This is a genomic window from Kribbella sp. NPDC050281, from assembly GCF_040655855.1.
Classification (GTDB): Bacteria; Actinomycetota; Actinomycetes; order Propionibacteriales; family Kribbellaceae; genus Kribbella.
The window spans coordinates 15,217-28,012 of record NZ_JBFAKS010000014.1 but is presented as its reverse complement, the minus strand read 5'-3'; the positions used below and the strand labels follow the sequence as shown (position 1 = coordinate 28,012).

The 12,796-nt window shown below is 68.5% G+C and carries 13 protein-coding genes; 7 read left to right on the top strand and 6 right to left on the bottom strand.

The window, feature by feature from the left end:
* Window positions 1-34 precede the first annotated feature (34 nt).
* Complete coding sequence (locus tag AB0I34_RS17045) at window positions 35-1,000, bottom strand: Dyp-type peroxidase (protein WP_360445954.1); 966 nt, start codon at window positions 998-1,000, stop codon at window positions 35-37.
* Window positions 1,001-1,048: 48 nt separating this feature from the next.
* Here AB0I34_RS17045 and AB0I34_RS17040 point away from each other — a divergent pair, with 48 nt between their 5' ends.
* Both AB0I34_RS17040 and AB0I34_RS17035 read left to right on the top strand, forming a co-directional pair.
* Window positions 1,049-2,293 carry a CPBP family glutamic-type intramembrane protease gene (locus tag AB0I34_RS17040; RefSeq protein ID WP_360445952.1) on the top strand — a complete coding sequence of 415 codons (1,245 nt, stop codon included), beginning with the start codon at window positions 1,049-1,051 and terminating at the stop codon, window positions 2,291-2,293.
* A gap of 45 nt (window positions 2,294-2,338) precedes the next feature.
* Complete coding sequence (locus AB0I34_RS17035; protein WP_360445950.1) at window positions 2,339-3,055, top strand: HAD family hydrolase; 717 nt, start codon at window positions 2,339-2,341, stop codon at window positions 3,053-3,055.
* Between the two features lie 168 nt (window positions 3,056-3,223).
* Here the strand turns inward: AB0I34_RS17035 and AB0I34_RS17030 are convergent, their stop codons facing one another.
* From AB0I34_RS17030 to AB0I34_RS17015, 4 genes are all read right to left on the bottom strand, one after another.
* Window positions 3,224-4,183, bottom strand: coding sequence for a sigma-70 family RNA polymerase sigma factor (locus AB0I34_RS17030; protein WP_360445948.1), 960 nt, complete (start codon window positions 4,181-4,183; stop codon window positions 3,224-3,226).
* 391 nt (window positions 4,184-4,574) lie between these two features.
* The gene (locus AB0I34_RS17025; protein ID WP_360445946.1) at window positions 4,575-6,668 is read right to left on the bottom strand and encodes a S9 family peptidase; all 2,094 of its coding nucleotides are present in this window, start codon (window positions 6,666-6,668) and stop codon (window positions 4,575-4,577) included.
* Between the two features lie 57 nt (window positions 6,669-6,725).
* Complete coding sequence (gene xth / locus AB0I34_RS17020; protein WP_360445944.1) at window positions 6,726-7,529, bottom strand: exodeoxyribonuclease III; 804 nt, start codon at window positions 7,527-7,529, stop codon at window positions 6,726-6,728.
* Window positions 7,530-7,538: 9 nt separating this feature from the next.
* On the bottom strand, window positions 7,539-8,129 hold the full coding sequence (locus AB0I34_RS17015; RefSeq protein ID WP_360445942.1) for a TetR/AcrR family transcriptional regulator: 591 nt from the start codon (window positions 8,127-8,129) through the stop codon (window positions 7,539-7,541).
* Window positions 8,130-8,202: 73 nt separating this feature from the next.
* Between AB0I34_RS17015 and AB0I34_RS17010 the strand changes: the two genes are divergently transcribed.
* From AB0I34_RS17010 to AB0I34_RS16995, 4 genes are all read left to right on the top strand, one after another.
* A complete protein-coding gene (locus tag AB0I34_RS17010) occupies window positions 8,203-9,087 on the top strand; it encodes an SDR family oxidoreductase (protein WP_360445940.1) in 885 nt (294 codons plus the stop codon).
* A complete protein-coding gene (locus AB0I34_RS17005) occupies window positions 9,084-10,220 on the top strand; it encodes a saccharopine dehydrogenase NADP-binding domain-containing protein (RefSeq protein WP_360445938.1) in 1,137 nt (378 codons plus the stop codon). Before AB0I34_RS17010 ends, AB0I34_RS17005 begins: the two co-directional genes overlap by 4 nt.
* Before the next feature lie 93 nt (window positions 10,221-10,313).
* Window positions 10,314-10,706, top strand: coding sequence for a YccF domain-containing protein (locus tag AB0I34_RS17000; RefSeq protein ID WP_360445936.1), 393 nt, complete (start codon window positions 10,314-10,316; stop codon window positions 10,704-10,706).
* Between the two features lie 65 nt (window positions 10,707-10,771).
* Window positions 10,772-11,434 carry an MBL fold metallo-hydrolase gene (locus tag AB0I34_RS16995; protein ID WP_360445934.1) on the top strand — a complete coding sequence of 221 codons (663 nt, stop codon included), beginning with the start codon at window positions 10,772-10,774 and terminating at the stop codon, window positions 11,432-11,434.
* Window positions 11,435-11,437: 3 nt separating this feature from the next.
* Here the strand turns inward: AB0I34_RS16995 and AB0I34_RS16990 are convergent, their stop codons facing one another.
* Entirely contained in the window at window positions 11,438-11,947 is a 510-nt protein-coding gene (locus tag AB0I34_RS16990; RefSeq protein ID WP_360445932.1) for a hemerythrin domain-containing protein, read from the bottom strand.
* A 69-nt stretch (window positions 11,948-12,016) separates the two neighbouring features.
* Here AB0I34_RS16990 and ddaH point away from each other — a divergent pair, with 69 nt between their 5' ends.
* The gene (ddaH, locus tag AB0I34_RS16985) at window positions 12,017-12,778 is read left to right on the top strand and encodes a dimethylargininase (RefSeq protein ID WP_360445930.1); all 762 of its coding nucleotides are present in this window, start codon (window positions 12,017-12,019) and stop codon (window positions 12,776-12,778) included.
* The last annotated feature ends 18 nt before the right edge of the window (window positions 12,779-12,796 follow it).

Here is a 12,796-nt window from a genome sequence, read left to right as displayed (position 1 = left end):
CCACCGACAGTCCGGCGCACCCGAATTCCGAGGGTCAGGGCGCGGGCGGGAGATCGTCGAGGAACTCGGCGGTCGGGGTGAAGAACAGCGATCCGGTGACCGCGGTGGAGAAGTCGAGGATGCGGTCGTAGTTGCCCTCGGGCTCGCCGATGAACATCCGCCGCAACATCAGCTCGGTGACCGACGGGGTCTTGGCGTAGCCGATGAAGTAGGTGCCGAACTCCTGCATCCCGATCGTCCCGAACGGCATGTTGTCGCGCAGGATCTGCAGCTCGTTCCCGTCCTCGTCCTCGATGACGTTCAGCGCGATGTGCGCGTTGCTCGGTTTGTCATCGTCGGACAGCTCGATGTCGTCGAGCTTGGTCCGGCCGATCGCCAGCTCTTGCTGCTCGACGCTCAGTGCGTTCCAGGCCTTCAGATCGTGCAGGTACTTCTGCACGATCACATAGCTGCCGCCGGCGAAGTCGGGATCCTCGGCCCCGATCAGTACGGCGTCCTCCGCCTCTGAACCGGCCGGGTTCTCGGTGCCGTCGACGAAGCCCAGCAGGTCGCGCATCTCGAAGTACTTGAAGCCGTGGACCTCGTCGACGACGGTGGCAGCGCCGTCGAGTGCCTTCATGATCTGACCGGCCAGCTCGAAGCACTGGTCCAGGTGCGCGGCGCGGATGTGGAAGAGCAGGTCGCCGGGAGTGGAGACGGCCCGATGCTTGGCGCCGTCGAGTTCGATGAACGGGTGCAGGTGGGCAGGCCGCGGCCCGCTGAAGAGCCGGTCCCAGACGTCCGAACCGATGCTGGTGACGCACGACAGATTCCCGGCTGGTACCCGGAAGCCGACGGACCGGATCAGACCGCTGACCCGCTCGAGCAGATCCCGGGTGGTCTCCTCGCCTCCCGGCTCGATCCGGACCACGAGGAAGATCGCCGAACCGGTCAACGGCATCAGCACCGACTGCGGCAAGGCCCGCGTCGTGGCTGCTGCACCAAGGGTCGGATCAGTCACCACTGTGTTCTCCTCCAGCTCCTTGGCCCGATCTTCTAGAGTCCATTCATGGACCCGCAATCGGGCGAACCGCGCCCACAGGACTCGCCGCCCCCCGGCAACCAACCGAACCCGTGGGTCCCGCCGTACCAACCTGGCCCATCCTCGCAGCCCGGTCAGTACCCGCCGCCCCCGCCCTACCCCCAACCGGGTCCCTACCAACAGCCCGGCCCGTACCAGCAGCCTGGCCCCTACCAGCAGCCTGGCCCGTACCAGCCGCAGTGGCCCGGGCTGCACCAACAGCAGCAGTACGGCGCACCGCCGCCGTACCCGGGCCAGTACGCCTACCGCGAGCCGCGCATCATCCCGGCTCCCGCGGGTACGCCGTACCACCGGCTCGGGCGGACGCCGAAGTACAGATGGTGGCGGCCGATCGTCGGGACACTGTTCCTCGCCTCCGGCGCCTTCTTCCTCACCGCGGCGGTACTCGTCGGCTGGGAGATCGTCCACACGCTGATCGCAGGCGAGTTCGTCCAGCCGCAGGGCAATGACATCTTCCCGAGCGACACCGAGAACCTGGCCGTCACGCTGGTCATGCTCGCAGTCCTCACGCCGTTCGTCGTGCTGACCGCCTGGCTTGTCCAGCGTCGGCCGGCCTGGAGCGTGGCGTCCGTCCTGAACCGGATCCGCTGGCGCTGGCTGCTGATGTGCTGCCTGCCCGGCCTCGGCTACCTGGCGCTGTCCTACGGGCTGGGTATCGTCGCCGACGCGATCTTCCCGAGCAGTGACGCGACGGCGACCGATGACGGCTCGTGGGTCGGCTTCAGTGCGTTCATCGTGCCCGCGGTGGTGATCCTGCTGCTGGTGCCGTTCCAGTCCGCGGCCGAGGAGTTCGTGTTCCGCGGCTGGCTGCTGCAGGCGGTCGGCGCCTACGGCCCGGACCGGCCGGAGGGGCGCGCGCGCTGGCTCCGGGTGCTGTTCCGCACGCCCTGGCCGGGCATCGTGATCAGCAGCCTCGCGTTCGTGTCGGCCCACGGGTACACCGGGTGGGCGATGGCGGACATCTTCCTGTTCGCGGTCACCATCGCGTGGCTGACGGTGCGGACCGGTGGGCTGGAAGCCGGCATCGCGCTGCACGCGATGAACAACCTGTTCGCGTTTTTGTTGCCTGCAGCAACTGGACAGCTGGACGGCTGGGACCAGCAGGGCGGCGCCCCGTGGACGCTGCTGGCGCTGGACATCCCGTGCCTCGCGTTCTACGCAGCCGCCGTGGTGTGGTTGTCGAAGCGGAACCGGATCGCCCGGGTGAGCTGAGAAAACCGGGCGAGAATTGTCCGGGCCGTCTGCCAGGGTAGGCGCGTGACGAACACGAGGATCGAGGCCGTCCTGTTCGACTGGGGCGGCACACTGGCGACCTGGCACACCATCGATCTGTACGCCGTCTGGCGGACGGTGGCGGCGGTGATCGACGAGGCCCGGGCGGACGAGCTCGCGGCCCGGCTGTTCGAGGCGGAGGCCTCGGTCTGGGCCCGGTCGCGCGACCAGCACCTGAGCAGCACGCTCGAGGAGGTCTGCCTGCTGGCCGACGTGGCGATGACCCCGGCGGCCCAGGTCGAGTACGAGCGGCAGTGGCACCCGCACACCGAGCTCGAGGCCGACGCGATCGACACTCTGCGCGATCTCCGGGCCCGCGGGCTCAAGGTCGGGGTGCTGTCGAACACGATCTGGTCGCGTAGCCGCCACGAGGAGATCTTCGAGCGGGACGGCGTACTGGAGCTGCTGGACGGGGCGGTCTACACCAGCGAGATCCCGTACACGAAGCCGCATCCAGAGGCGTTCCTGTCGGCCATGCGGGCGGTGGGGGAGTCGGAGCCGTCGCGGTGCCTGTTCGTGGGCGACCGGCTGTTCGACGACGTATGGGGCGCGCAGAACGTCGGGATGCGGGCGGCGCACATCCCGCACAGCGCGATCCCGGTGGAGCAGATCGGCCACACCGAGGGCGAGCCGGACGCGACCGTCCAGCGGCTGTCCGAGCTCCCCGCGCTCATCGACACCTGGAACAAGGCCGTCGCCTGACCGGTCACGTCATGTGTTCGACGCGCTACGGCTATTGGCCGGACATCGAGTCTTCACCGCACTTGCGGGAGTGGGAGGCCGGTGGAGTCGTGGATCCAGGTGGGCTGAGAAGTGAAGGACCCCCAGCCGGTGTGGCTGGGGGTCCTTCGAGGGGTTTCGGGGTGGGGGTTACGCGGCGAGGGTCGGGTCTGCCAGCAGGCGGAGCCGGCCAAGGGCCTCGCGCTCGATCTGGCGGACGCGCTCGGCGGAGATGCCGTGCACGGCGCCGATGTCGGCGAGTTTGGCCTGCCGGCCGTCGTGCAGGCCGTACCGCCGCCGGATCACGTCGGCCGACCTCGGGTCGAGCTGGTCGACCAGGCTGAACAGGCCCGAGCGGTCCGACGCGTCGGCGACCAGCTGGTCCGGACCCGGTGCGGTCTCGGCCGCGATCAGGTCGCCCAGCGAGGTCTCGCCCTCGTCGTCGATCGGGTTGTCCAGGCTGATGTGGTCCCGGCCGATCCGGATCAACTCGGTGACCCGCTCCACGTCCAGGTCCAGCTCCGCCGCGATCTCGTCCATCTCCGGCTCACGTCCGAGCTTGCGCTCCAGCGTCCGCCGGGCCGACCCGATCTGGTTCAGCTGCTCCACCACGTGCACCGGCAGCCGGACCACCCGGGCCTGCTGCGCGATACCGCGGGTGATGGCCTGCCGCACCCACCAGGTCGCGTACGTCGAGAACTTGAATCCCTTCCGGTAGTCGAACTTCTCCACCGCCCGGATCAGACCCGTGTTGCCCTCCTGGACCAGGTCCAGCAGCGGCATCTGGGATCGTCCGTACCGGCGTGCGATCGACACCACCAGGCGGAGGTTCGCGGTCACGAACCGCTGCTGCGCGCGCTGGCCCTCTTCGACCAGCCACTCCAGCTCTTCCTCCGTGGCATATTTGGGCGCTCCGCCCTTCTTGCGTCCAACCCGCCCCTCGGCCAGCAGTTGCTCCGCCAGGAGTCCTGCCTCGACCGTCTCAGCGAGCTCGACCTCTTCCTCAGCCGTCAGCAAAGGTGTCCGCGCGATCTCCTCGAGATAGAGACCGACGCTGTCCTTGCCGTCGATACCGTCGTCCGCCGAGCGGACACGAGCCATGCGAGCCACCGAAACTCCCTTCGTCGTTACATGGAGAGCAACGCTCGAGTGAGGTTCAAGATTCCACGACGAGTGTGTAAACACCCTGAAGGTTCCCTGAGAGTTCCTGGCACGATCGCGCCCTGGAAACCGATGTCCAGGAGCCGCTCGTGTCCGCTTCCCGGCCGCCTTTGCGTCCGGGCGTCCGAATTCCCTTTGCTTTGCGCGGGAATTCGCCTCCGGTGCCTGGCGGCACCCCGCGGAAGAAACCTGAGAATCTGTCCAGAATCACCACCGCCTCCGGTGTCTTGTGTGGTGCACAACACACGCCGTGCGTGGTGCCGGGGGAACCTTGCCTCCAACCTCTCCAACCAGCAGCAACGCCGCCGGTACCCGCCGTGTTCCCGCCCGAAACGAGGGATCAGGCCAGACCGAGGGTGTCGAGTTCCCAGGCCAGGCTGAAGGCCATCTCGTGCCATGCGTCGTACCGTCCGCTGCGGCCGCCGTGGCCGGCGTCCATTTCGGTTTTCAGCAGTACGTCGGCGTCCGCGATCGCGCGGAGTTTGGCCACCCACTTCGCGGGTTCGACGAAGAACACCCGGGTGTCGTTCAGGCTGGTGATCGCAAGGATCCGCGGATACCGCTGGGCGGTGACGTTTTCGTACGGCGAGTAGGACTTCATGTACTCGTACACGTCTGCGTCTTCGAGCGGATTACCCCATTCCTCCCACTCGATCACCGTCAACGGCAGCGACGGATCCAGGATCGTGGTCAGCGCGTCCACGAACGGCACCTCGGCGACGATTCCGCCGAACGCCTCCGGCGCCAGGTTCGCCACCGCGCCCATCAGCAGGCCGCCGGCGCTGCCGCCCTGCGCCACGATCCGCTCCGGCCGGGTCCAGCCCTCCTTCACCAGGTGCTCGGCCGCGGCGATGAAGTCGGTGAACGTGTTCCGCTTGGCGAGCATCTTGCCGTCGTCGTACCAGTGCCGGCCGAGCTCGCCGCCGCCGCGCACGTGGGCGATCGCGAACACGACGCCGCGGTCCAGCAGCGACAGCCGCGGGATCGAGAACCACGGGTCCATCGAGCTCTCGTAGGAGCCGTAGCCGTACAGCACGACCGGCGCGTTGCCGTCCTTCGCGACGTCCTTGCGTGCGACCAGCGAGATCGGCACCTTCGTCCCGTCGCTCGCCGTCGCCCACTCGCGGTACTGCGTGTACGCGCCGAGGTCGACCCCGCCGAGCACGGGCTGTCGCTTGAGCAGCCGGCGCTCACCGGTCGCCACGTCCACGTCGTACGTCGACCCCGGCGTGACGAGAGACGCGTAGCCGAACCGGTAGCGGGTCTCGTGCCACTCGTCGTTGCGGCCGGGGGACACGGTGTGGATCGGCTCCTCGAACTCCAGCACCTCGGGCTCCCCGAAACTTCCTTCGGAACGGCGCATGATCGCGAGCTCGGTGAGGGCGTCACGACGGCGGTGCAGGATGACGTGGTCGGCGAACGCGTCGACGCCGAGGAGCCGGCTCGACTCGTCGCCCTCGATCAGCGTGGTCCAGGTGCCGGGGGAGTCCAGGGGCGCGGTCGCGAGGGAGAAGTTCACCGCGTCCGCGTTGTGCGTGATCAGTAGTTGGTCTCCTGCATGCTCGACGTCGTACTCGACGCCGTTACGGCGGGGTACGACGACGATCGGCTCACCGGTGGGGTCGTTGGCGTCGAGCAGCCAGACCTCGCTGGTGATCTTGCTGCCGAGCACGATCTGGATCGCCTGCTCGTTGCGGGTCAGGTCGACGCCGACCCAGAACCGCTCGTCCGGCTCCTCCTTGACCAGCACGTCCTCGGTCGCGCCGAGGGTGTGCCGCCAGACCTGGTACGGCCGCCAGGCGTCGTCGACCTTGGTGTAGAAGATCGTCGACCCGTCCGCGGACCAGGCCGAGCCGTAGTGCACCTCGGGCAGCTCGTCCGGCAGCAGCTCGCCGGTGGCGAGGTCCTTGATCCGCAGGGTGAACCGCTCGTCGCCCTTGAGGTCGACGGAGTATGCGAGCAGCCGGCCGTCGGGGGAGACGTCGACGGTGCCGAGGGAGAAGAACTCCGAGTCGCCGGCCACCTCGTTGCCGTCCAGCATCACCTCTTCGCCGGCGATCTCGCCGTCGGTGGCCGGAGGCTGGTCGCCGTCCACCTTCACCCGGCAGTGGATGCCGTACTGCTTGCCCTCGATCGTGCGGGCGTAGTACCAGTACCCGCCGCGCCGGGCCGGCACGCTCAGGTCGGTCTGCAGGGTGCGGTCCGAGATCTCCTTGAAGATTGCCTCACGCAACGATTCGAGGTGGGCCGTGCGGGCCTCGGTGTAGCTGTTCTCGGCGCGCAGGTGGTCCAGCACCTCGTCGTCGGTCTTGTCCCGCAACCACTCGTAGTCGTCGACGAACACATCGCCGTGATGACTGCGTTCGATCGGCTTCCGGGCGGCGACCGGGGGCTTCGCGGCGGTGTTGTCTGCGGAGGGGTTCAAGTCGGACATGCCGCGAGACTACCCGCCGGAGACCGGACGTGGCTGCCGGTTTCCGTGGCCGTCCGGTCAGACGTCGTACGTCGCTACGACGGGAGCGTGGTCGCTCCAGCGTTCGGCGTAGGTCGGGGCGCGGTGGACGACGCAACCGGTGGCGGATCCGGCGAGTTCGGGCGAGGCGATCTGGTAGTCGATGCGCCAGCCGGCGTCGTTGTCGAACGCCTTGCCGCGCCAGGACCACCAGGAGTACGGGCCGGGGCCTTCGCCGCCGAAGCGCCGTCCGAGATCGACCCAGCCGGAGTCGAACAAACGATCCATCCAGGCGCGCTCGTCGGGGAGGAAGCCGCTCTTCTTCCGGTTCGCCTTCCAGGCCTTCAGGTCGACCTCGCGGTGCGCGATGTTCAGGTCGCCGCACATCAGCACGTGCCGCCCGTCGGCGCGCAGCTCGGTCAGCCGGGCGGTGATCGCGTCCAGGAACGCGTACTTCTCCTCCTGCCGCGGCGGCGTCTCGAACTCACCCGTGAAGACATACGTGCTCACCGCCGTCAGCGTCGAACCGTCGTCCAGTACGACGTCCGCCTCGACCCACCGGCCACACCCGGCGAACCGCTCCGGTCCGATCTCTCCCCGCTCGTCCTTGGTCGGCCGCCGGCTCGCCACCGCGACTCCCGCACGCCCCTTGTGCCCGTCGATCGACGGCTCCGCGTGCGCGATGTTCCAGTCCCCGCCGAGCAGCTCGCGCAGTACGTCGTCCGTCGCGCGAACTTCCTGCATCAGCAACAGATCCGGATCGGTCTGTTGCAGCCACGGACCCATCCCGCGCCGGAACGCGGCCCTGACACCGTTCACATTCACCGTGGCAACCTTCAGCACCCGTGAACCCTAACCCTCGGTGGTCGTGAGGATGGCGTCGAGGGATTGTTCGCAGAGGTGTTCGAGGGCCTCGGGGGAGATGCTGGGATTGTCGATCCAGGTGAGCAGAGTCTGCTCGACGTACCCCTGCCAGCCGTGGCAGGCCAGCTCGACCGTGGGGGTGATCTCGATGCCGCTCTGGGCCACCGCGCTGACGACCCACGTGCTGAAGACCCGTCGGATCTCGGAGTGCAGTGCGCGTACGTCGGGGTCGCCGGCGGCTGACATCAGCAGGGTGGCGCGGTAGAGCTGAGGCGCTTCGAGGACCGCACGGACGAAGGCGCGGATGCCGGACCGGAGTTGCTCGTCCGGCGGCAGGGACGGGTCGGGCGCGGTGCGCAGCATGACTTCGGCGGCCGCTTCCTCGATCACGGCGTACTGGAACTTCTTCTTCGAGCCGAAGTAGTGGAACAGCAGTGCGGGGGAGACCTTGGCCTCGGCGGCGACGAGTTCGACCGTGAGTTCGCGGTGCGGGTCGGCGACCAGGACGCGGCGGGCAGCCGCGAGGATCTGGTTGCGACGTTCGCCGGGACGCAGCCGGGCGGACGAGGTCTGGGTCATACGGCCAGTCTATTGAGTAATCGGTCAACAAGCACTTACTGTTGAGTATCCACTCAACAAGCTGGAGGTCCAGATGCGTGGTCAGGTCGTCCTCATCACCGGTGCGTCCCGCGGAATCGGCGCCGCGGTTGCCCGGAAGCTGGCGCGGGACGGCGCCACGCTGGCACTGATCGGTCTGGAGCCGGACGAGCTGAAGAAGGTCGCCGAGGACTGCGGGCCGGACGCGGGGTGGTGGGAGGCCGACGTCACCGACACCGAGTCGCTGCGGGTTGCGGTCGAGGCAGTGGCCGAGCGATACGGCCGGATCGACGTGGTGATGGCGAACGCCGGCATCGCCGCGCCCGGGTTCAGCCGGAGCATGGACCCGAAGATGTGGGAGCGCGTCGTGGACGTCGACCTGTTCGGCGTCTGGCGGACTGTTCACCTGACGCTGCCGTATCTGCTGGAGAGCAAGGGCTACCTGCTGCTGGTCTCGTCGCTTGCGGCGATCGTCCATATCCCGGGGCTGGCGGCGTACAACGTGGCGAAGGCCGGTGTGGAGGCGATGGGGGACACGCTGCGGCCCGAACTCAAGCACCTGGGCGTGCGGGTCGGAGTTGCACACATGACCTTCGTCGACACCGACATGGTGCGTGGCGCCGACGAGCACCCGGTGTTCGGCAAGATGCGCACCGGTATCCCGCTGGCGAGCAAGGTGTACCCGCTGGACTTCGCGGTGGACAAGTTCGTCGACGGGATCAGGAAGCGCCGTCGGACCGTGCACGTGCCGGGCTGGATCGGGGCGATGAAGGTGTTCCGCTGGGTGATCCCCCACGTCATCGAGGCGGGCTCGCGGTTCAGCGTGCCGAAGGCCGATCGGGCCGCACTCGCCGACGTCCAGGCGCGCGGCGCCGCGGCCTCCTCGCGTGCAACCGGCGCCGGCGGCCGCGCCGACGCCGAGAAGGCTGCCGGCCAATGAGCCGCGAGTACGACGTCGTCCTGCTCGGCGCGAGTGGCTTCACCGGAGCCCTGACCGCGGAGTACCTGACCAAGAACGCGCCGCCGGACCTCAAGTGGGCCGTTGCCGGACGCAACCAAGGCAAGCTCGAAGCCTTCGGCAAGGACGTCCTGCACGCGGATGTCACGGATCCCCGATCTCTGCAGGCCCTTGCCGAGTCGGCCAAGGTCGTAGCCACCACCGTCGGTCCCTACATCCAGTACGGCGAGCCAGTGGTGGCAGCATGTGCGGACGCAGGGACCGACTACGTCGATCTGACCGGTGAGGCCGAGTTCGTCGATCGCATGTACGTGCGCCATCACGAACGGGCCGTTCAGACCGGTGCCCGGATCGTGCACGCCTGTGGCTTCGACTCGATCCCGTACGACCTCGGTGTCCAGTTCACCGTCGAGCAGTTGCCGCGGCGCGTCCCGATCCAGGTCGACGGTCTGCTGCGGGGCGGCGGCCGTCCGTCCGGGGGCACCTTCCATACCGCGATCACGGCGTTCTCCCGGCCGAAGCAGCACCTCGAAGCACACCGGGCGCGGCGCCGCGCCGAGCCAGGGCCGGACGATCGGAATGCCAGGGCGGTCTCCGGCAGGATCCACCGGCAGCAAGGCTTCTGGGCGGTTCCGTTGCCGACCATCGACCCACAGGTCGTCGGGTACTCCGCCCGGCTGCTCGAGGAGTACGGCCCGGACTTCCGGTACTCGCACTACGCCGCGCTCAAGCGCCTCCCGATGGTTGCCGGAGGCATCGGTGGGACCGCCCTGCTGATGGCGGCCGCCCAGATCCCGCCGGCCCGGAACGCCTTGCTCAAGCGGCTGCAGCCAGGCGACGGCCCGAGCCCGGAGCGCCGGGCGAGGTCCTGGTTCAACGTCCGCTTCGTCGGCCGTGGTGGCGGCAAGCAGGTGATCACCGAGGTTGCCGGCGGCGATCCCGGGTACGACGAAACCGCCAAGATGCTGGCCGAGAGCGCCCTCTGCCTCTGTCTCGACGACCTCCCCACGACAGCCGGCCAGACCACCACCGCCGCCGCAATGGGACCGGCACTGCGGCAGCGCCTGGTGAACGCCGGGATGACGTTTGCCACTCTGAGCACCGACGAGTACTAGTACGTCTGCTCCCGGGTCAGGGTCCCCCGGAATGATCCCGGGCTTGTGGCGCGGAGCGTTCTGGAGCACCCCATGGGGTGGCAGGCTGAGAGCATGAGGACACTTCTCAACCTGATCTGGCTGGTGCTGGCCGGGTTCTGGCTGGCGGTCGGCTACGCGATCGCCGGTGTGATCTGCTGCGTGCTGATCGTGACCATCCCGTTCGGCATCGCGTCGTTCCGGATCGCTGGGTTCACCCTGTGGCCGTTCGGCCGGACCATGGTCGACAAGCCGAGTGCCGGGGCGGGCGCCGTACTGGGCAACATCATCTGGGTCGTGTTCGCCGGCTGGTGGCTGGCGCTCGGGCACCTGGCCACCGGGATCGCGCTCTGCGTGACGATCATCGGGATCCCGCTCGGCCTTGCCAACTTCAAGCTGATCCCGATCTCGCTGCTGCCGCTGGGCAAGGAGATCGTGCCGACCGACCAGCCGTTCGCCGTCCGTTGAGGGCGCTCACCATCCTCGGCTCGTGCGGCGCCTGGCCGGAGGCCGGACGAGCGTGCGCCGGTTTCTTGCTCGAGTACGACGGTTTCAGCGTCGTGCTTGATCTCGGGTACGGCGCTCTGCCGCGACTGCTGGAGCATCGGCCCAAGGGTGAGGTCGACGCGGTCGTCGTCACGCACCAGCACCCCGACCACTGCGTCGACGTGAGCGGTCTCGCGCGCGTTCGCTTCTACGAAGCACCGGACGCACCGCCGGTCCCGCTGCACTGTCCGCCGGGGGTGGTCGACGTACTGCGGGCGCTCGAGCCGGACCCGGATCCGGCGACCGTCTTCGACGTACACGACCTCGCGGCGACCACACGGCTCGGTCCGTTCGCGGTCGAGACCGTGGAACTGCCGCACTACAAGACCAACTTCGGAGTCCGACTGAGTGCGCCCGGGGTGTCCGTCGCCTACACCGGGGACAGCGGCCCGTCACCCGACCTGCGGAAGCTGGCCGAGGGAACGGAGCTGTTGATCTCGGACGCGACCCATCAGGGGCCGTCACCGGACACGACGCCGCGCTATCTGATGACGGCGACCGAGGCTGGTCGGCATGCGCGCGGTGCGAAGCGCTTGCTGCTGACGCATTTCTGGCCGGGCTCCGACCGGTCGATCTCGGTCGCCGAGGCACAGCGGGAGTTCGACGGCGAGGTGATCGCGGCCGAGGAAGGCCTCACAATCCCGCTGTGAGCCTCAGGCACTCTCGACGATCTTGCGGACGTTGGTGATGTGGCCGCAGCCGGACTCGATCAGGCGGGCGCGTTCTTCGGCGAAAGCGTCGCCGAGGTTGCGCCGGGTTTCCTCGGACACGTCGGTGCGCGCGGGGTTGAGAACGTCGCGCTCCTCCTCGTCCAGGTGGTGCGTGAGCGCCTCGGACAACTCGTGCAGGTGCTCGCTGAACTTCTTGCTGCCGGTGTCGTCGACCTCCATCAGAGCGAGCAGCGCCGCGTTGCCTTCGTCGTGCTCGCGTTCGGAGTGCTCGACCTCGTCGGCGTCGATCGCATCCTTGCGCCGCAGCGTCGGGTAGACCTTCGACTCCTCCGCCTCCGCGTGCGCGATCAGCACCGTCGCCAGGTCAGCCAGTACGGCGGACCGATCGCTGCGCACGTCCCGCAGTTCACGCAGCGCCTCCTCGAACCACCGGTGGTCCGCCAGGATGATCTCGACCACGTCGCCGCCGGTCGCCGGCAGGATCTTCGGCATCGGTTGCCCTCCACATCTAGAAGCGTCCGCCCGGCCGGTACCCAGGCCGGCACCGGCTAACCTGCACGAGTGCCGTCTGCCCTGGTCCGACGCCCCAGCCCGCGCCTCGCCGAGGGACTGGTCACCCACATCCGACGCACCCCGATCGACGCGGACCTCGCCGTACGCCAGTGGCAGCGGTACGTCGACGCCCTCGAGGCGCACGGCTGGACCACGGTCGAGGTGCCGGCGGTCGACGAGTGCCCCGACGGCGTGTTCGTCGAGGACACGATGGTCGTGTACGGCGACCTCGCGGTGATCGCGCGATCAGGAGCGGACGAGCGACGACCCGAGGCAGCCGAAGCCGAGCGCATCGTCGCGGCGCAGGGCTACCGCATCACCCACATCACCGACCCCGGCACGCTCGACGGCGGCGACATCCTCAAGATCGGTTCGACCGTGTACGCCGGCCAAGGCGGCCGCACGAACGACGAGGGCATCCGGCAACTCCGTGAGGCCTTCGCGCCACTGGGAGCCGAAGTCCGCGCCGTGCCGGTGCGGAAGGTGTTGCACCTGAAGTCCGCGGTCACCGCGCTACCGGACGGGACCGTGATCGGCTATGAGCCGCTCGTCGACGCCCCACAGGCGTTCGAGTCGTTCCGTCCGATGCCTGAGGAAGCCGGGTCGCACGTCGTACTGCTGGGGGAGGGGCGCCTGCTGATGGCTGCCTCGGCGCCGGAGTCCGCGAAGCTGCTCGAGCAGCTCGGCTACACCCCGGTCGTCGTCGACATCAGCGAGTTCGAGAAGCTCGAAGGCTGTGTCACGTGCCTGTCGGTGCGTCTCCGGCGGTGAGCAGCGGCCTCGCCGTTC